The following is a 20113-nucleotide window of genomic DNA, read 5'->3' on the forward strand; positions in this document are numbered from 1 at the left end:
AAATCAATATAAATTTTGAAAAATGTCAAATTTATATATTGATTATTAACCATAGGTGGTTTAACGAGTTTACTAACTCGTCCTATTATAGGACGAGTTTTTTTATAAAAAAAATTAAAATTTAACTAAAATAATTTAAGAAACTTAATGTTTTTTGATAAAATTTTAAACATTACATTATTAACTCAAATATAAATATAAAAAAACTAGCTAAATAAATAGTTGCAGAATTCTAAAACTAATTTAATTAAATATTTAAACAAAGGAGAAAGTACTGTGAAGAATAATTTAAGTAAAACTATAACATTTTGGGCAGCATTATCTACAGTAATTGGACTTGTAATAGGTTCTGGTGTATTTTTTATGCCTCAACAAATTTTTAAAGCTACAGGCGGAGCACCTGGCTTAGGTATTTTTGCTTGGATATTAGGTGGAATTATAACTATTGCAGCAGGTTTAACTGCTACTGAAATTTCAGCTTTATTCCCTGAAACTGGTGGAATGATGGTATATATGCGAGAAATTTATGGAGAAAAGCTTTCATATTTAACAGCATGGATGCAAACTATTTTATATTTTCCTAGTGTCATTGCTGCTCTTTCTATACTTTTTGCAGAACAAGCATGTATAGTTATTAATTGTCCTAATTTAAAAATTCCTATTGCTATAGGTATAATCATATTTATAGTAATTTTAAATCTTTTTGGTTCAAAAACAGGAGGTTTTGTACAAATTATTTCTACAGTAGGTAAACTTATACCTATTGTTCTTATAATAGCTTTTGGATTTATTAATAATAAACATGCCTCTAACATAATGACACCATTTTTAGGACATAATCTTAGTTTTGCTTCAGTACTTGGACAAGTATTAGTTGCAACACTTTTTGCTTATGATGGTTGGATATATGTAGGTAATATTGCTGGAGAAATGAAAAATCCTAAAAAAGACCTTCCAATTGCTATAATTGGTGGACTTATGATAATAATGGCTGTTTACATAGCAATTAATATAGCATTTATACTTGTAGTTCCAGCTAAAGATTTAGCAGCTAATTCTACACCTGCTTCATTAGTTGCACAAAAATTATTTGGTAATGTTGGTGCTCAAGTTATAAATATAGGTATATTAATATCTATACTTGGAACATTGAATGGATATATTTTGACAGCTCCTAGAGTTCCTTTTGTTCTTGCAAATAATAGACTTTTACCATTTAGCAAAATTTTTTCAAAAGTAAATAAAAAAAATGTACCAGCTAATGCTACATGGCTTATAGCAATTTTAGCTATGTTATATGCTTTAAGTGGGCAATTTAGTCTATTAAGTAATCTCTCAATATTTACTATATGGATATTCTATTCATTAATATTTATTGGAGTATTTAAATTAAGAAAAGAAAGACCAGAAATTGATAGACCTTATAAAGTTATTGGATATCCTATCATTCCTTTAATAGCTATACTTGGTGGTTTATTTGTTACAATAAATCAGTTATTTATGTCTGGACTTAAAACAAGTATTATTGCTCTTGGAGGACTTATTATAACACTTGTAGGTATTCCTTTATATCACTATATGTTAAAAAGAAAAAATTTTAAATATTAAGCTATAATATTTTTCAACTAATTATAATTTTTATAATATAAGTAATACTACATTTTTAACTCAATTGAATATGTTATTGTATATTACATGGTTTTAAATAAAAAAACAGTTTAGAAAGATTTCCTTTCTAAACTGTTTTTTACTATTTATAAAAATATATCTTATTAAACATATATTCCTTACATTTAAAAACTTTTAATAATATATATTATTTATAATATTTAGTTAGTCTTTTATTTAAATTTGTTTATATAATTCGTCTTTTTTATCTAAATTAAATGCTTTCCAACAAACTAAAGATACAACCCAAACTAATATAAACATTCCTACAAGAGTGAATCCCATCTTACCAAAATCTAAGTTTTGTAGCCATCCCCAAAAACCATTATTTAAGCCTCTTTCCATAGCAAAAACTTGTCCAACTTCTATAATACTTATTACTCCTGCTGCTAATATAGAAAGGATAGTAATAGTCATGTTGTAATATACTTTTTTTAATGGTGAAGTAAGAACCCATTGATAAGCTGTAGACATAAAGAATCCATCTAATGTATCCATAAGACACATACCAGCAGTAAATAAAATAGGGAAAGCTATTACTGCAGTCCATGGAATTCCTTGAGCTGTTGCTGTTGCTGATGTAGCAAGAACTGCTATTTGTGTTGCTGTATCAAATCCAAGTCCAAATAAGAAACCTATAATATATATATGCCAATTTTTATTAGCTATGTTAAGTATGTGATTTATCGTTCTATTTATGTAATTTGTATTTGGTCTCTCAAGACTTTCCTCAACATATGTACCATTTTTCATACTTTTAAACGTTTTTACTACATCTTTTAATATAATAAAGTTAGCAATAGCAAGAAGTAATAAAAATACAGCTGAAATTACAGTACCTATAACTCCTCCAACAGCTTGAAATTGAGGTATTGCTTTCTTTGCCCAGTTAACAGCAAAAATTGTTGCTATTCCCATAAGCATAACTACAGTTGAATGTCCTAATGAAAAGAAGAATCCAGCTCCTCTAGTTTTTCCTCCTTTTTGAACTAACTTACGAGTCATATTATCAATACATGCTATATGGTCACAATCGAATGCATGTGCAAGTCCAAAAGTTAAAGATATCACTCCCATTCCTAAAAGTGTTGGAAACTTAAAGACTCCAGTTGCAAGAAATATTCCTCCACAGATAAACATAAAAATTATGAATGCTCCATATTTTATCGCATCCACTTTCCAGTTTGGACTACTGTTACGCATAAAAAATCATTCCTTTCACTGCACTTAGCGTACATAATTTAATTTTATTGATTATATACAATTTTCTAAATTTATAAATATAAAAATATTTTAATAATAATTATTTTATAATTTTTCATTTCAAAAAATAAATAATTCCAAAAAATAAAGAAAATTATATAAAAATTGGCTACAAGTTGAAGCTGTAATAAGTATAATCCAAAATTAACTTTCTTACAATTTACCTATTAAAAAATTCAAATTATATTTTTTTTTAACTTTTTTTATTAATATTTACAGGCAAAATTTATAAAAAAATTAATAATGAAGCTTTTGTTTTTAAATTTTTTATTTTATTTTTTAATTATTTAAGTCTAAAATAAATAGTAATATCATTACAAATATTCTAAATAATTTAATTTATGTATATTTACTTACTTTTCTATTTTAATTATTTATTAGTTTAAATTTTGTTATTGTAAAATTTAAACTAATATTATGACTAAAAATAACTAAATCTAAATCAATATTTCCCTCAAAAACGGCTCATTATACCATAAAAATCCTATTTTATTTTTTAATAAGTAGATAATTTCCTTAAATATACTTACTATAATTCATTTAATATATGTTTATTTAAATTTTCATAAGCAAATATTTTAAGATTTATTAGTACTTTAAATAAAAAAATAGATTAGAAAATACTAATTTCTAATCTATTTTTTTTATTTTAAACCTATTATTATAAAATTTTATCTAACTATTTTATCAACTTAAAATATATACTTTTATATTAAAAATAAAACTAAAAATCTATTAGATAAACTCTAAAATATATATTCAAGATTTGTGATTATTCTATTTATAATTAAAAATAAAATATTTAATTTCTTAAATCATTAAATAATTTATATCTTTACTCTTACATTCTTATATAAAATTGCTATTGCTATTACTATGAGAATAATCCCCATAAAAGCAAAAGATGAATGACCAAATGCTACATAAATTTGTCCTCCAATTATAGGTCCAATTATTCTCGCTAATGATTGAATAGATTGGCTACCTCCTTGAATTCTTCCTTGCTCACTATCATTTACAGACTTAGATATCATTCCATTAAATGAAGGCCCAATTATTGAATCTCCAAAACCAAATATAAACATTCCAATTATAAAAAGAGGATAGAATGCTAATAAACCTGATGCTGCAATAAAGGCATATCCTATAATTTCTGATACCATTCCAAGAACAGTTATTTTTATATCACTAAGCTTAATTAAAAGCTTTGGCATTATAAATCCTTGTGAAATTATATCTTGAATTCCCATAATTGAAAGTATAAGTCCTATTATTGCAGGTGTCCAATTAAAAGTATTCATTGTAAATTGTGAAAAAAGAGCCTGAAATGATCCACTAGTTATCCAAAGTAAAAAGCCTGAAATAAGTAATCTTTTTAAATTTTTTATAGAAAGCACACTTATAAGTTGTGTAAATGGATTTAGTCTTACAAAAGTAATCTTTTTTAATCTATTATTATTATCAAGGCTCTCAGGCATATAGAAAATTCCATAAACTAAATTTATTAAAGTTATTATTGCTCCAAAATACATTGGTACAGAATAACCAAATTTAGCAAGTAATCCACCTATAGTAGGTCCAAGTACTGTTCCTACTCCTGCCACTGCGCTAATCCACCCAAAATATTTTGTTCTTTGTTCTCTAGGAGTTATATCAGCAAAATATGCAAATATGGTACTTATATTCCCACCTGTTATACCATCTATTATTCTACCAGCAAATAATACCCATAAAGCTCCTCCTATTCCAAAAACTAAGTATCCTATTGCAGATCCCAAAAGGCATACTAATAATATTGGTCTACGTCCATATCTATCACTTAAAGCTCCAAGCCCAGGTGCTGCAAAAAACACACAAACTGCATAAACAGAAGTCAATAAAGTAACAACTATAGCTTGTTCTCCTTGATTACTTATATAAGGTTGTACTAAAAATGGTACAACAGGTGCTATAATACTAAAACCCATTCCACAAAGAAATACAGACATAAGACCAAATATTAAAGCCTTTTTATCTATAGTTTGTTTATCTATTTTATGTTCATTATATGATTTAGATTTAAACACTTAAATTCTCCTCTCAAATTATTTTTGTTTCCTTGTCAACAAAAATAATATCTCAATTTTGTTTCCTTGTCAACAAAAAAATAAAAATAAAAATGCAGCCTACTCTCAATAGAGTTTGCTGCATATTATTTTATTTATCTTTCAGATTTATTTGATATAGCAAAACATTTAAATAATTTCATATTCTATACCATTATATAAATTGATTTTGATAAACTATAATTTATCATACCCTTCTGTTTTCATATCTACACCTAATTTATTTATTTCTTCATCTAAATGATTATTATAGTTTTCTGCAAATCTAATCATAATATCTAATTGCTCTTCAGTTATACCTTCAAATACAAACTTATCTCTTTCTTGAAACTCGTTGTGTAGTTTTTCATGGATTTTATTAATTGATTTACCCTTCTTAGTAAGCCTAAAATATATTTCCTTTTTATTTCCTTCCTTCTGATAGCTTTCTATAAGATCTTTTTCTATTAATTTTTTAGTTATTTTACTTATAGCACTTCTAGTCATATAAAAAGACTCTGCAAGTTTTGTTACATTAGAATCTATATTTCTTCCAATATATTCAATACAATGTATTTCAGAAGGCTTATAATCTTTAAGACTTTTTTTCATCTTAAATGCATCAAGCCAAATCTTCTTATTAAATAAATCCCAAAACCCTGCCATGACTTGCTCTTCTTTGTTCATAGCCTATCCTCCCAACCGTTAATGAATTAACAATATTATATTAAATTATTGTTTCTATTTCAACAATCTCTAATAATCCATATAAAAAAGCTGATCTCTATTTAATATAGAAAACAGCTTTTAAAATATAATTACTTTTCTAATTCCTTTAAAATAAAACTTATTTATATTCAATTTTAAAAATTATAATATTTTAATCATCAATTAAATATTTTTCATTGTTTTATTTTCACCACATAATTTTTCAAAATCTTTAGTAAAAACATCTACTGCACAGGTAACAGTATCATTTTTTATTAATCCTTCAATAACAGTAGGACTTACTGTTGAAGCTCCTACTCCATATTTAGCTAATTCTAGTACTTGTTTAGAGTTTTTAAAACTAGCTCCTAATACTTCACATTTTAATCCATTCTTTTTAAATATGTCATGAATTTCTTTTGCAATTTCAATACCATCAAATCCTAAATTATCAATTCTATTAATATATGGTGCTGCATAATCTGCTCCTGCTTTTCCTGCTAAATATGCTTGCATAGAAGTGTATATAGCAGTTGCTGTAATATTAACACCTTTTGCTTTTAATTCTTTAATTGCTTTTAAACCTTCTCTTGTAACAGGAATTTTAATAAATGTATTATAACCTAATTCTTTTAGAATACATTCTGCCTCTTCTAACATATCTTCTGCTTTTTTAGATATAACTTGAACATGAAGCTCTGCATCCTTTCCAATAAATTCTCTTATCTCTTTTAATACTTCAAATGGATTTCTTCCAGTCTTTGCTAATATAGTTGGATTAGAAGTTACTCCATCTACTGGAAAATACTCATATATATTTTTAATTGATTCAATATTTGCGTCATCAATAATAAATTTCATATCATTATCTCCTTACAATGTTTGTTCTGTTCTTTCAATAATATCATCTTGTGTTTGCTTTGATAGCACATTAAAAAATGCAGAATATCCAGCTACACGAACTATTAAATCACGGTGTTTTTCAGGATTCTCTTGAGCATCTAATAAAGTATCTCTAGAAACTACATTATATTGCACATGGAATCCTTCTAATCTATTAAAAAATGTTCTAATTAACATAGCTAATTTAATTTTATTTTCCTCTGTAGATAACATATTAGGAGTAACTTTTTGATTTAATAATACTCCTCCTGTAATTTCATGAGTTGGTAGCTTAGAAACTGTCTTAAACACAGCAGTTGGCCCATTTTTATCCATTGCATGTGATGGAGAACATCCTTCAGCAAGAGGAGTTCCTGCATTACGTCCATCTGGAGTAGCTAAAGTACCTTTTCCTTGACCTACATTTGCTGAAATTGATGAAGTCCCTGCATATCTAACTCCTCCAATTGGCCCTCTTCCATATCTTGTATTTGGATACTTTTTAACCTCATCTATATAAGTGTTATAAGCATCAACAACTAAATTATCTACATAATCATCATCATTACCATATTTAGGAGCATCCTCAATTAATGCTTTTTGAATTATCTTACCTTTATCACTTTCAAAGTCTTCCATTAAAGCATTCCATAGTTCTGTTGTAGAAATTTTCTTTTCTTCAAATACTAATTTTTTAATTGCAGCAAGAGAATCAGCTAAATTTGCAATACCTACTTGTAATCCTGAAATAAAGTCATATATAGCTCCACCCTCTTTTAAAGGTTTACCTCTACCAATACAATCTTCAGTTAAAGCACTACATAAAACATCTGGTACATCATCTTCTAAAACTAAATCACAACAATTTTCAATAATAACACTGTGCTTAGTAAATTCACGAATAGTTATATCCCAAGCTTCTTTTAAATCTTCATAACTTTCCATATTATTAAAATGTGTTAATCCTTCAACTAATTTAGTTTTACTAGCAGGATCAACTCCTTCATTCATTGCAATTAATAATGTTTTAGGAAAATTTATAAAACTCATTCCTGTACAGCGATATCCCCATTTACCAGGAACAGCAACTTCCACACATCCAATTGCACTATAGTTATAAGCATCTTCTTCTGTAACACCTTTTTCAATAAATGAAGGAATAATAACTTCATCTGAATTAAAAGCAGGCATTCCAGTTCCTAATTTAAGAACTTCAATTGCTTCATTCATAAATTTATCATCTAAACCTCTATGATATCTAACAGTTAAATTAGGCTGAGGTAATTTTGTTTGAGCAACAGATTTTAAAATTAAATAAGATAATTTATTAACTGCATCTTTTTTATCTATAGTTTGTCCACCAATTGTAACATTTTGATATAGAGGTGATCCAGCACTAAATTGTGTATGAGACCAACTTCTTACTTTATTAATTGTGAATGTTTTAATCCATAAATTTGTTAATAATTCAACAGCTTTATCTTCAGTAATATTTCCACTTTCTAAATCTCTTTCTAAATATGGATATAGGTATTGGTCCATTCTACCATATGATAATGAATGTCCATTAGATTCAATTTGAAGAATTAAATGAACAAACCACATTGATTGAACTGCTTCATAAAAACTATTTGATGGTTCATATGGAACTTTTTCTGCTATTCTAGCAATTTCTATTAGCTCAGCTTTTCTAGTTAGATTACTTTCTTCTTTTGCCATATTTTTTGCTAATTCAGAATATCTTTTAGCAAATATTTTAACTGCATCAAGTACGATTAGTATTGCTTCATAAAAATGATATTTTTTTATATTATTAAAATCTGTAAGGTCTAATGCATCCCTTGCAATAATAGTTCTTTCTTCGTATTCTTTTAATCCTTTTTTCATAATACGCCCATAATCAACTGCAATATGTGCATCACCACTAGTAATATTTCCTTCTGCTTTAATAATACCTAAATCATATAATATTCTACTGCTTGGAGGAATGTTGGCTAATCCTTTATCAAGAGTTGTATTATGTTCCCAATATGGAGCTATATTTCTAAGTTCTTCTTTAGTCTCTTCATCAATATAAAAAACATCTCCATCTCTTTTTTCAAATTCATCTAACTCTCTTATTACCCAATCCATAGCGTATTCTGGGAAAATTGGTGCAGCTCTATTAGCTTTTGCTTGATTACCAACAATTAATGTTTGCTTTTCAATAAATATAGGCATTTTTTCTAAAATATTTTTTAACATATAAGCTCTTTTTACAATTATTGGTTTATCTGCATGTTGCTTATAAGCTTCAGTAGTAATAACAGCTCTTGTTGCATCAATAGATGCTTTAGTTTCTAATAACTCTTCACGAAAATCATTCATTCTTTCAGTCAAATTACCAAAATAATTCTTCATCACTATTCCCCCTAAAACATTTTTAAGTTTCATTCGAAACTAATTATAGTTTCATTTATAATATTATGGTATCATATTAGATATAAATGTCAATAAAATATTAAAATAATATAAATTTAGGAGGAATTTATATGGAGAATAAAGGTATAATATTTAACATTCAAAAATTTAGTATTCATGACGGACCTGGAATAAGAACTACAGTATTTTTTAAAGGATGTCCTTTAAAATGTAAATGGTGCTCTAATCCTGAATCACAATTAAATAATATAGAAATACATTTTGATGAATCTAAATGTTCAAAATGTAAAACCTGCGTCTCTAACTGTAATCAAAATGCCCTTAGTTTAAGTGATAATAAAATAACTATAGATAATAAAAAATGCATTGGCTGCTTAAAATGTGTTTCAATTTGCCCTAATAAAGCTATTGAAAATGAAGGAAATTATAAAGAAATTAAAGAAGTTATATATGAATGTCTTAAAGATAAAGATTTTTATGAAGAATCAAATGGAGGAGTAACAATCTCTGGTGGAGAAGGAATGTGCCAACCAGATTTTTTAAAAGAATTAGTTTTATATTTAAAAAAAGAAAATATTCATATAGCTATTGAAACAACAGGGTACATTGAACATAATTTATTTAAAGAATTAGCTATATTGTTTGATTTATTATTATTTGATGTTAAACATTATGACCGTAACAAACATTTTGAAGGAACTGGAGTTTATAATGACTTGATTATTAAAAATTTAAAATGGGCTATTGAACATAAAATAAATATTTTAATAAGAATTCCAGTTATCCCTGAATTTAATAGTTCATTAGAAGATGCTTATCAATTATCAGACTTATTAAAGTCTATTGGAGTAAAAAATGTACAACTTCTGCCATTTCATCAGTTTGGAGAAAAAAAGTATGATATGCTTAACAAAACATATGAACTAAAAGATATAAAACCTTTAAGACCTGAAACATTAGAAAATTATAAAAATATATTCATTGATAAAGGCTTAAATTGTTTTTTCTAACAAGCTAATATTATTAATTAAATCCTTAATTTTAACTTATATAAATATTTTAATTAAATATAAAAAGCTCACTCTGAAACCTCTGTTTCAGAGTGAGCTTTAATATTCTACTTTTTTTACTTCTATATCTTTACTAGATAAATAATCTTCATATTCTTTTGGTATATTCTCATCAGTTATAACTGAACTAATTAAATCAATAGTAATTAAATTAACTACTCCCTTTTGAGAAAATTTAGTTGATTCAGTAAGAATAATTACATTATTAGCTTGATTTGCCATATCTCGTACAGTTTCACTTCTCATATAATCTTTTCCTGTAAAACCTGAATTTTTTGAGAACCCATCAGTACCTATAAACAATTTATCTACAAAGAAATTCTGAACACAGCTTTTTGTAATAGGCCCAACCATTACTTGAGACTCTTTTTGATATTCTCCACCTAATAAGATAATCTTTATATTAGGATATTTTCTTATATATTCAGAGATGAAAGCTGAATTTGTAATTATTGTTATATCTTTTTTTGTTTTTGCTATTTCTAAAGCAAGAAGTGCACAACAAGACCCTGATTCTATCATAATAGTTTCACCATCATTAACTAACTCTGAAGCTATTTGAGCGATTCTCCCTTTAATTTCATAGTTATATGCTAATCTATTATTAATATCATCACTTGAATTTAGTGTTGCAAAACCATGCTCTCTAATTATTAGCCCTTTATTTTCTAAATTTATTAAATCCTTACGAATAGTTACTTGAGATACATCTAATAATTCAGATAATTTAGTAACTTCTACTTTTTTATTTTCAGTTAATAACTTTAAAATTTTACTATGCCTATCCAACATTTTAGTCATATATTATTTCATCACTCTTTTCCTTAATACAATATTACTTAACTAATCTAATTTAAATTAATATTATACAGTATCTAATATAAAATTATAATTTATATGTTAAATATAGATTTCTTATAATGATAACATAAATAATTTATATTTTTCAAACGTTTTACAAATATACAAATTACTTTTGTAAATATTCCTCTCTTAATATTTTGTATTAATTCTTGAACTTTATATTCTTCATGACTTTTCATACATTATAATATATCTAAAGTAGCAATTCTATTTTTAATAAATAAATTTTAATAAAGAAAAAGCAGATAAAATACTATCTGCTTTTTCTATTTAATATATTGAATAAATTAATATTGAATTTATAAGTGTATATCTATTTTGCATCTTTATGTTTTGTCTTTGATCCTTCTAATAACTCATCTTGAATTTGTTCAAGTGATTTACCATGAGTTTCTGGAACAAAACGCATAACAAATGGAATAGCAAGGAAAGAGAAGATTGCAAAAATTCCAAAAGGTCCACCAACGTTATTATGGAAAAGAGCAAGAATAATTAGGAAGAATTGTGTTACTATAAAATTTCCTAACCAGTTTGCTGCAGATCCAAATGAAGATCCTACTCCACGAACACTTAATGGGAATATTTCACCAATAAGTACCCAAGCGATAGGTCCCCATGAAACAGCAAATCCAAAAATATAAATTGCAATAAGAATTATAGTATATGTAGCAGCTGTCTCAATATTAATTGTATAGTTAATAACACTAAGTATAGCTAGTGAAACTCCCATTACGAAAGCACCCCATATTAGTAGTTTCTTACGTGGAAATTTATCCATAATTATAGTAGCTACAATTGTTGATAAGAAGTTTACTACACCTATACCTACTGAAATCCAAATTGCTGAACTAGCTGAGAAATGGAATCCTTCTATAAAAACTTGTGGTAAATAATAAATAACAGAATTAATACCAACTAATTGTTGAAATAACATAATACCGATAGCAGCCACAAGTGCTGGTCTAGCTATAGTAAATAACTCTTTTACACCACCTTTGTGTACTTCAGAGTCAGCATTTTGTATATCACGAAGTTCACCTTCTATTTGTTCAGAAGTATAATCTGGTCTTAATTGTGTTAATACTTTATGTGATTCTTCAACTCTACCTACACGAATAAGAAAACGAGGTGATTCAGGAAGAATTATACTACCAATAAATAAAGCTAAAGCTGGAATAAATGCTGTTGCAAGCATCCATCTCCAATCTGCCCAACCTGCAATATTGTGATGAAGAAAACCAATGTTTGCCATATATGCAAGTAAAATTCCTGCAGTAATCATAAGTTGGAAAAGGGTTTCTAAAGAACCACGTCTTTCCTTAGGAGCAAGCTCTGCTAAATAAGCTGGTGTTAGTGCAGATGCAGAACCAACAGCTAAACCTAAAATAATTCTAGCTATTACGATAACTACAAAATTAGGAGCAAAAGCTGACATTAAAGCCCCAATTATAAAAAGTATTGAAGAGATAAATAAAAGCAATTTACGTCCATATTTATCAGATAATCCACCAATAGTTAAAGCTCCTACACAAGAACCAATAAGTACTGCTGATGTTACAAAACTAATTTCTGAAATTGTTAAATGTAATGCTTTTTCAATAAGTGGTGATGCACCAGAAATAATACCAGTATCAAATCCAAATAATAATCCACCAAGTGCACCAATAACAAAAATAACATTACTGTTTAATGAGTGAGTATTTTTATTTTGTTGTTTAGACATAATAATCTTATCCTTTCGTTTTTTAATTTGAATAGAAACTTTAAAAAGTAAACATTTTCACTTCGAATAGAAACATTCCGAGGTAAACATTTTCATTTTCATCTCCTATTATATACACGCCTATAGAGAAATCAAGTGCTTACTAAAGGCAGAATAAACCAATTTTTTTAATTTTTTTTGTTATACTATATATTTGTTCATTATTTTTAATACTAAAAAAGCACTTTTAATATAATTATGAATATACTTTTTTAAATAAATCTTAATTAATATCGTTTTTTACTAACAAATTAATAATTAAATTTTCTCGTGAAAACTTTTTCACAAATGTTCTAGTTAGTATACTAGTTTTAAATTTAGTTTAATTGTTGGTTTAATTTTAAAAATTTTAATAATATATTAGTATTGTTTTATAATAATTTAATAATATATATTTTATAAAGAAATCAGTACTCTAATATGCTTATAATTAAAGACTTAGAACCATTCCTTTAATTTAATAAAATTTATATATCTTTATAATTTAATTTTAAAACTATATTACATCTATATAATAAACATCTATATAAAAAAATTAAACTAGCAAATTATGCTAGTTTAATTTTCTATATTTAAATAATTTTACCTCCAAACTTAAATAAATAATTCTTATTAAATTATACTTCATCTTCTAATGTTATTGCTCCCATTGGGCATTTTGCTACACATCTAGGTGAATGCTCTGGAGTATCTTTACACATATCACATTTCATTATTTGCTTATGATGAGTTTCTCCTGCTTTTAGAACTCCATAAGGACAAGCCATTATGCACATATAGCAGCTTACACACTTTTCTTTATCATAATATATAAGTTCACTATCTTTTTCTTTATGCATAGCTCCAGTAGGACAAACAAAACTACACTCTGGGCTTTTACATTCTTTGCAAAAAATAGGATTATATTTTCCATTCTTATCTAAAACTATTCTGCTACGACTTTCATTATCTTCATGTGCAATCATACAAGCAGCTGTACAAGTTAAACAACCTATACACTTACTTCTACAAATTTTAATTCTTTTCATAGCTTATCCTCCTATTTCTCTATTCTTACTGCCACTGTCTTATAAGAAGGCTCTCTTGAATAATTATCAAATACTGATGGTGTTAGGTTATTTGTTTCTATATAATGATGAGATGAATAAAAATTTCCTGGCTTTATATCATCTGTTAATCTAGCTGTAAATGTACTTTTTTCACCATTAATTGATTTCACAGTTACTTCTTCTCCTGACTTTATATTTAATTTTTTCGCATCTTCAATATTTATATATATATAAGCTTTTTTAGGAGTTATAATTGAAACTGCTGGTATTTCTCTAGTTCTAGTTTGAGTATGCCATTGTCCAACAGTTGCTCTTCCCGTATTTAATACATAAGGGAATTCTTTTGTTTCATGAACTGGATTTTCTAAAATATCTTCAAATATAAATTTAGCTTTTCCATTTTCTCTATAAAACTTATTATCCGCAAAAAGTCTTCTCTCATCAGATGTTAGCTTTTCACCCTTCTTTAAAGGCCATTGTATTCCTTTAGAATTTTTTAAATCATCATATTCTACTCCTGTTATATCACAAGGCTGACCTTCAGAACATTTCTTTAATAACTCAAAAGCATCTCTTGGTGTCTTCCACTTTTCTAAAAGTTTTCCCATTCCTAAAGCTTGTCCAACTCCTAAGAATATCTCATAATCTGTTTTTTCATACTCTTTTTTAGATAATACAGGTTGTACTCCTGTTAATCTTCTTTCTGTATTTATAAAAAATCCTTCATCTTTGAGTGCTGGAACTGCTGGTAAATATAAACCACAAATCTTAGCACTATCTGTATCTTTATATAAATCTTGTACAATAAATAAATCTAATTTTTTTATAGCTTCTTCAAAAGTTTTATTATTACTCCATGAATGTCTTGGATTTGTTGATACAACCCAAAGAACTTTAATTTCTCCAGAATTAATTTTTCCTATTATCTCATCATAGGCTAAGGTTGGCTTTGATGGTAACATATCTTCTTCTATACCTAAAATATTAGAAATTCTCTTTCTTTCTTCTAAATTATTATATGCTCCTCCACCATATAAACAAGTTGTATTACTAAATAACCTTGAACCCATTGCATTACATTGACCAGTAAGGGAATTAGCTCCTGTACCTGGTTTTCCAATATTCCCAGTAATAAGAGCCAAATTTATAATTGCTTGAGCTGTTCTAACTGCTTGATAACTTTGATTAACTCCCATAGTCCACCAAAAAGAAACTTTTTTTCCTTTATATATTATTTCAGCTAGCTCTAAAACTCTTTCAGGTGATATTCCAGTTTTCTCTTCAACTTTATCTAAAGAGAATTTTTTTACAAATTCCTTAAAGCTTTCATAATCTTCCGTAAAATTATCGATATAATGTTTATCTATCCAATTTTTTTCTATAATCACATTGGCTAATGTATAAAATAAAACTAAATCTCCTTTAGGCTTTATATCAATCCATAAATCTGCGTTTTTAGCACTTTCTGATTTTCTTGGATCAACAACTATTAATTTAGCTTTTTTATTATTTTCGATTTTTTCCCATATTATAGGATGTGCTAAAACTGGATTTGAACCTATCAAAATTATAGTATCTGATAATTCTATATCTTTTAAAGCATAAGGTGGAGCATCAAACCCAAAACTTTGCTTATAGGCTACAACAGCACTAGCCATACAAAGTCTTGTATTTCCATCACCATTTCCTCCTAAAAAATTTCTACCTATGTGTCCTAATAAAGCCATCTTTTCTGTTGTTAATTGTCCTGTACTTAAATAAGCGAAGCTTTCTTTACCATATTTATTTTGATTTTCTTTAATCTTTTCGCTCATTAATTTGAAAGCTTCATCCCATTCTATTGACTTAAATTTACCATCTTTTCCTCTAAGTAATGGAGATTTTTCTGTCTTATATTTACTTGTTTGTTTATCAAGATTTAATCCTTTTATACAACAGGACCCATTATTTATTGGATGATTTTCTGTTGGATGTATTTTTACTATTTTATCATCTTCAACATAAAAATCTAAATTACAAGCTATAGCACAGTAATTACAAGTTGACTGTATAATTTTCATAACTAATCCCCCTTTTTATCTAATCAATAAATGAGGCTATATTAAATTAAGCCTTATTTTATATAAATTTTCTAATTAAAATATATAAAACTAAAATTTAATTATTTTTTCTATTGTAATGTACATGGAAAAGTTCATGTGCTATTTCTCCACCAGGTTCTCCTATATAATTTTCATACATTTTCATTAATGATTTATTTTTATGAGATTTTCTATAAGTTAAATTTTCATCTTGATTATATAAAACACTTGCTCTTAATTTTCTAAAATTTACTTTTTCTCGCACTTTTGAACTAACGAAAGGTTGTCCTCCACCATTTACACATCCTCCAGAGCAAGCCATTACTTCTATAAAGTGATATTGTTTTTTATCCATTAATCCGCTTTTTTGAAATTCAACAAAATTAACAGCTCCATTTATTACTGCTATGTTATAATCAACTCCACCAATAGTTACAGTAGCTTCTTTAATATTATCTAATCCTCTTACTTCTTCATAATCAACATTTTCAAGACAAATTCCTTCTACTAAGTCTTTAGTTGTTCTTAAAGCAGCTTCCATTACTCCTCCAGTAGCTCCAAAGATAGTTCCAGCTCCTGTATATTCTCCCATTGCTAAATCTACTTCACTTTCCTCAAGAGAATTAAAATCTATTTTATATTCTTTTATTAATCTTCCAAGTTCTCTAGTTGTTAAAGAAGCATCTATATTTCTTAATCCTCTATTAACCATTTCATCTCTATCAACTTCAAATTTTTTAGCTGTACAAGGCATGATTGAAACTGTAAAAACATCTTTTGGATTTATTCCAGATATAGATGGGTAATAAGTTTTAGTAGCAGCTCCAAACATTTGTTGAGGAGATTTAGCACTTGAAATATTATCTAGTAACTCTGGATAATAATTTTCAACTAATCTTATCCATCCCGGACAACAAGATGTATACATAGGGAAAGGTCCACCTTTTTTTATTCTTTCAATTAATTCTGTACTTTCCTCAACTATTGTCATATCTGCACCAAAGTTTACATCAAATATTTTTTTGAAGCCTATTTTTCTTAATGCAGTATAAACTTTTTTTGTAACATCAACTCCAAATCCCATATCAAAAACTTCACCTAAAGCTGTTCTAACTGAAGGAGCCATAGCAATTATTACATGTTTATTTGGGTCTTTTAAAGCATTCTTTACTCTTTCTATATGAGATTTTTCATATAAAGCATCTACTGGACAAGTAGTTACACATTGACCACATAATATACAATTTGTATCATCAAATGACTTATCCCAATTTTCAAATCTAACAGCATAAGTTCCGCTTTTATTATTACAGTTAGTTACACATCTATCACAATGAATACATTTTGTTCTATCATATACTATTGCTTTACTTCTATCATCTATTTCTACATCTGAATAATCTATAAATTCTGATTTTTTAGCATTAGTTTTTACAACAATATCAAAGAATTCACAATTGCCTTTTCTTTTACACTCTCCACATTTAAAATTATGTTTATCTAATAATTCTGAAACTCTCTCTTTTACAGCTTTTTGAACTCTTTCATTATTTGTTCTAATTGACATTCCATCTTCTGCAATAGTAGAACAAGACTTAACTAAATCTTCTTTTCCTTCTATTTCAACTAAACACACTCCACAGTGAGACATATTCATGCATTCTTCTATATAACATAAAGTTTGAATATCTATATTATTTCTCTTGGCTACACTTAAAATACTTTCATTTTCATTAGCAATGTACTCTTTACCATTTATCTTTATAGTTTTCATCAACTTAATTCCTCCATAAAAAATATTATTTTTAAAAGTAAATAACAATCTATGCTTTTTTAACGAATTTTACGTTAATATTGCTTTTATATTCTACTTCACTCCAATTCATTCTTTCAGCAACTTTTGCTTCTTCATTAAAATTAACATCTTTGAATAATATTTCTTTTACTTTGTTATAACCAGCCATATCTATTAAATGTCCACCATGCATATAAATAGGAGTATTATTTAATATTTCTTTTGAGAAAGGAATCCAATTTTTAAATATTCCTAAAAGTACATCTTCTGTAACATAATCAACAAACACTTTTCCAATTCTAGGATTCTTCTTACTAGTTCTTCCACCTAAAGTTACTCTATACAATTTTTTATCATATCTAGTTAAAGCTCTTGATGGACAAACATCTGTACATTCTCCACATCCTATACAAATATCTCTATTTATAACTATCCTTCCATTAACTTCTTGTAATGCTCCTGTTGAATGAGCTTTACAAGCTCTTACACAAGCTCCACAAACAACACATCTGTCATAATTATATTGAGGTAATGTAACACCATAAACTCCAAAATCAGTCATATGAGCTTTATTACAGTCATTTGGACAACCAACTATATTAACTTTTATATGATAATGACTTGGATAAATTAATTTTTCTATTTTTTTTGCTAAAGCTACAGTTTTTATATTTGCTTTTATGCAATGGTCTCCACCAACACAAGCACAAATATTTCTTGCACCTAATGCTGGATATCCTAATTCATTTGATTCCATATCAACATTACATTCTTCAATTTCTATTTGTTTTATATAATCTTTTACTAAAGCATTTACTTTTTCTACATTTTCATATTTTATACCTGGAATATTAAAAGTTTGTCTTGTCCCAAAATGAAATTTACCATTACCATATTTAAAAGCTATTTCTTGTACTAAGCTTAAATATTTAGCATCTGTAGTTCCTCCTGGAACTCTCATTTGAAACATAAATTCTCCTGGAATTTTTGATTGACGAAAGCAATTAGCACGAAGTTCATCTACATTTATGTCTTTGTTCATTTATATCACTCCTATTAGTTATTAAATCCTTCTTCTTCATATATTTTATCTAGTTCTAAACTAAATCTATTAACTGTATTTGAGAAATTTATAAGTCTTGGACAAATATCAGTACATCTTCCACAACCTACACAATCTTGTTCATTTGAAGTCTCTACTTGAGACATATAAAATTTATCTAATACTCTTTGACGAATTCTTGTTGGAACTATTTCTGATAGATTTTTCTTTTTAAGAGAATTTGATTTAACTAACTGACATCCATTCCATATTCTTCTTATTTCTATAACATCTGAAGTCTCACTTTTTACTTCTTTTGTAGTTAAACAAGTACAAGTTGGACAGGATATATTACAGCTTCCACATCCAATACAACGCTTACTATATTCTTTCCATAAAGAAAGGTCTTTTGTTTTATCAAAAGTTTGCTTATCCCAATTTTCCATATGTGGCACATTTACTTTTGTTGTATTTTCAGTTGCAAAAGCAAGCTCAAAATTATCTTTACTATAAGAATCATCAATAAATTTATCAAAATCACTATCTTTAATTTTTATAGAAATTCCATCTTCTAAGAATCTTATTCCCATAGAATAATTATCTGTTTTATTTGTTCCAACAGATAAGCAATAACATGTATCAAAGGCCTTTGGACATTCCATAACTATAAACTTGACACCTTTTCTTTTTTCATTGTAATAATCATCTTTAGAAAACTTTTTATCTAATCTTTCTATAGCATGAATATCACAAGAACGTAGAATAATTAATTTCTTTTTATCTTCTTTTTCATAATTTCTAATTACTTGTTCTCCAATTTTAACAGCATAAAGATGATTTATAGGTAATAATACTTCTTTTGGAGAATAATTTGATTTTTTTTCATATACTACTTCATCAAAAGAATTTATTTCTCCGTATCTTATACTATCTATATCACTATATCTTCCTTCACCTTTATAAGATTTAGGTCCAAATACCTTATATTCTTCTTGAAGTTTTAATAAAAAATTATGAGCTTCCTTTTTAGATAATTTAAAATCCATAATATTCCTCCCAAATTTTTGTTTAAATTTTTATTTTTCCAATTTATAACTAAAAACCTATCATTAATTCCTAGAATAATCTAGGAATTAACTTTAATAAATTATATATAAATCAAATAATTTATCTTAAAATAAATCTTTTTATAAACATTTAATTATTTATTTGAGAAAATAATAGAAATAAAAATATTAATTATTAAAAATAAACATCAAAATTCTAGAAAAATCCATTAAAATTATGGATTTTATTCAATAAATTTACTTATATATATTTTTTTGTTAAACATTCTATAATAAAGTGATTTATATCACGCTCAAATATATTTTTTTTAATATTTTATACTTAATTACAATATTCATCATAATTACATTCTATTT

General features: G+C 26.6%; 14 protein-coding genes and 1 other annotated feature (1 of these 15 only partly in view). Of the genes, 2 read left to right on the top strand and 12 right to left on the bottom strand.

Features of this window, described 5'->3' with window-relative positions; translation table 11 throughout:
* Positions 1-88: a binding site (T-box leader), on the top strand (it extends 179 nt beyond the left edge of the window).
* A gap of 188 nt (positions 89-276) precedes the next feature.
* Entirely contained in the window at positions 277-1608 is a 1332-nt protein-coding gene (locus HMPREF1092_RS13775; RefSeq protein ID WP_002599273.1) for an APC family permease, read from the top strand.
* A gap of 237 nt (positions 1609-1845) precedes the next feature.
* On the opposite strand, the gene HMPREF1092_RS13780 is transcribed toward HMPREF1092_RS13775, so the two are convergent.
* The 5 genes from HMPREF1092_RS13780 to HMPREF1092_RS13800 all read right to left on the bottom strand — a co-directional run bounded on the left by HMPREF1092_RS13780 (position 1846) and on the right by HMPREF1092_RS13800 (position 9005).
* Positions 1846-2871 carry a HoxN/HupN/NixA family nickel/cobalt transporter gene (locus HMPREF1092_RS13780; RefSeq protein WP_002599274.1) on the bottom strand — a complete coding sequence of 342 codons (1026 nt, stop codon included), beginning with the start codon at positions 2869-2871 and terminating at the stop codon, positions 1846-1848.
* Between the two features lie 887 nt (positions 2872-3758).
* Positions 3759-4997 (bottom strand): MFS transporter, encoded by a 1239-nt coding sequence (locus tag HMPREF1092_RS13785; protein ID WP_002599275.1) that lies wholly within the window; start codon positions 4995-4997, stop codon positions 3759-3761.
* Between the two features lie 216 nt (positions 4998-5213).
* Entirely contained in the window at positions 5214-5702 is a 489-nt protein-coding gene (locus HMPREF1092_RS13790) for a MarR family transcriptional regulator (protein WP_002599276.1), read from the bottom strand.
* Positions 5703-5906: 204 nt separating this feature from the next.
* Complete coding sequence (locus HMPREF1092_RS13795) at positions 5907-6584, bottom strand: fructose-6-phosphate aldolase (RefSeq protein ID WP_002599277.1); 678 nt, start codon at positions 6582-6584, stop codon at positions 5907-5909.
* Positions 6585-6596: 12 nt separating this feature from the next.
* A complete protein-coding gene (locus tag HMPREF1092_RS13800) occupies positions 6597-9005 on the bottom strand; it encodes a glycyl radical protein (RefSeq protein ID WP_002599278.1) in 2409 nt (802 codons plus the stop codon).
* 131 nt (positions 9006-9136) lie between these two features.
* On the opposite strand from HMPREF1092_RS13800, the gene HMPREF1092_RS13805 reads away from it, so the two are divergent.
* The gene (locus tag HMPREF1092_RS13805; RefSeq protein WP_002599279.1) at positions 9137-10036 is read left to right on the top strand and encodes a glycyl-radical enzyme activating protein; all 900 of its coding nucleotides are present in this window, start codon (positions 9137-9139) and stop codon (positions 10034-10036) included.
* A 99-nt stretch (positions 10037-10135) separates the two neighbouring features.
* Here HMPREF1092_RS13805 and HMPREF1092_RS13810 read toward each other — a convergent pair whose 3' ends face one another.
* From HMPREF1092_RS13810 to HMPREF1092_RS13840, 7 genes are all read right to left on the bottom strand, one after another.
* Positions 10136-10888 carry a DeoR/GlpR family DNA-binding transcription regulator gene (locus HMPREF1092_RS13810; protein WP_040414450.1) on the bottom strand — a complete coding sequence of 251 codons (753 nt, stop codon included), beginning with the start codon at positions 10886-10888 and terminating at the stop codon, positions 10136-10138.
* 385 nt (positions 10889-11273) lie between these two features.
* Complete coding sequence (locus HMPREF1092_RS13815; protein ID WP_081606340.1) at positions 11274-12716, bottom strand: sugar porter family MFS transporter; 1443 nt, start codon at positions 12714-12716, stop codon at positions 11274-11276.
* A 623-nt stretch (positions 12717-13339) separates the two neighbouring features.
* Entirely contained in the window at positions 13340-13750 is a 411-nt protein-coding gene (locus tag HMPREF1092_RS13820) for a 4Fe-4S dicluster domain-containing protein (protein WP_002599282.1), read from the bottom strand.
* A gap of 11 nt (positions 13751-13761) precedes the next feature.
* Positions 13762-15831 carry a molybdopterin oxidoreductase family protein gene (locus HMPREF1092_RS13825; RefSeq protein WP_002599283.1) on the bottom strand — a complete coding sequence of 690 codons (2070 nt, stop codon included), beginning with the start codon at positions 15829-15831 and terminating at the stop codon, positions 13762-13764.
* A gap of 97 nt (positions 15832-15928) precedes the next feature.
* Entirely contained in the window at positions 15929-17626 is a 1698-nt protein-coding gene (locus HMPREF1092_RS13830) for a ferredoxin hydrogenase (RefSeq protein ID WP_002599284.1), read from the bottom strand.
* A gap of 49 nt (positions 17627-17675) precedes the next feature.
* A complete protein-coding gene (asrC, locus tag HMPREF1092_RS13835; RefSeq protein WP_002599285.1) occupies positions 17676-18689 on the bottom strand; it encodes a sulfite reductase subunit C in 1014 nt (337 codons plus the stop codon).
* Between the two features lie 14 nt (positions 18690-18703).
* Positions 18704-19735: a 4Fe-4S dicluster domain-containing protein gene (locus tag HMPREF1092_RS13840; protein ID WP_002599286.1), complete on the bottom strand. Its 1032-nt coding sequence runs from the start codon at positions 19733-19735 to the stop codon at positions 18704-18706.
* Positions 19736-20113: the final 378 nt, after the last annotated feature.

The organism is Clostridium thermobutyricum (assembly GCF_000371465.1).
Classification (GTDB): domain Bacteria; phylum Bacillota; class Clostridia; order Clostridiales; family Clostridiaceae; genus Clostridium; species Clostridium thermobutyricum.

Excerpts from the sequence above, each read along its gene's own strand:
- HMPREF1092_RS13780 (WP_002599274.1), bottom strand. The coding sequence starts at position 2,871 with ATGCGTAACAGTAGTCCAAACTGGAAAGTGGATGCGATAAAATATGGA.
- HMPREF1092_RS13790 (WP_002599276.1), bottom strand. The coding sequence starts at position 5,702 with ATGAACAAAGAAGAGCAAGTCATGGCAGGGTTTTGGGATTTATTTAAT.
- HMPREF1092_RS13795 (WP_002599277.1), bottom strand. The coding sequence starts at position 6,584 with ATGAAATTTATTATTGATGACGCAAATATTGAATCAATTAAAAATATA.
- HMPREF1092_RS13800 (WP_002599278.1), bottom strand. The coding sequence starts at position 9,005 with ATGAAGAATTATTTTGGTAATTTGACTGAAAGAATGAATGATTTTCGT.
- HMPREF1092_RS13805 (WP_002599279.1), top strand. The coding sequence starts at position 9,137 with ATGGAGAATAAAGGTATAATATTTAACATTCAAAAATTTAGTATTCAT.
- HMPREF1092_RS13810 (WP_040414450.1), bottom strand. The coding sequence starts at position 10,888 with ATGTTGGATAGGCATAGTAAAATTTTAAAGTTATTAACTGAAAATAAA.
- HMPREF1092_RS13820 (WP_002599282.1), bottom strand. The coding sequence starts at position 13,750 with ATGAAAAGAATTAAAATTTGTAGAAGTAAGTGTATAGGTTGTTTAACT.
- HMPREF1092_RS13825 (WP_002599283.1), bottom strand. The coding sequence starts at position 15,831 with ATGAAAATTATACAGTCAACTTGTAATTACTGTGCTATAGCTTGTAAT.
- HMPREF1092_RS13830 (WP_002599284.1), bottom strand. The coding sequence starts at position 17,626 with ATGAAAACTATAAAGATAAATGGTAAAGAGTACATTGCTAATGAAAAT.
- asrC (WP_002599285.1), bottom strand. The coding sequence starts at position 18,689 with ATGAACAAAGACATAAATGTAGATGAACTTCGTGCTAATTGCTTTCGT.
- HMPREF1092_RS13840 (WP_002599286.1), bottom strand. The coding sequence starts at position 19,735 with ATGGATTTTAAATTATCTAAAAAGGAAGCTCATAATTTTTTATTAAAA.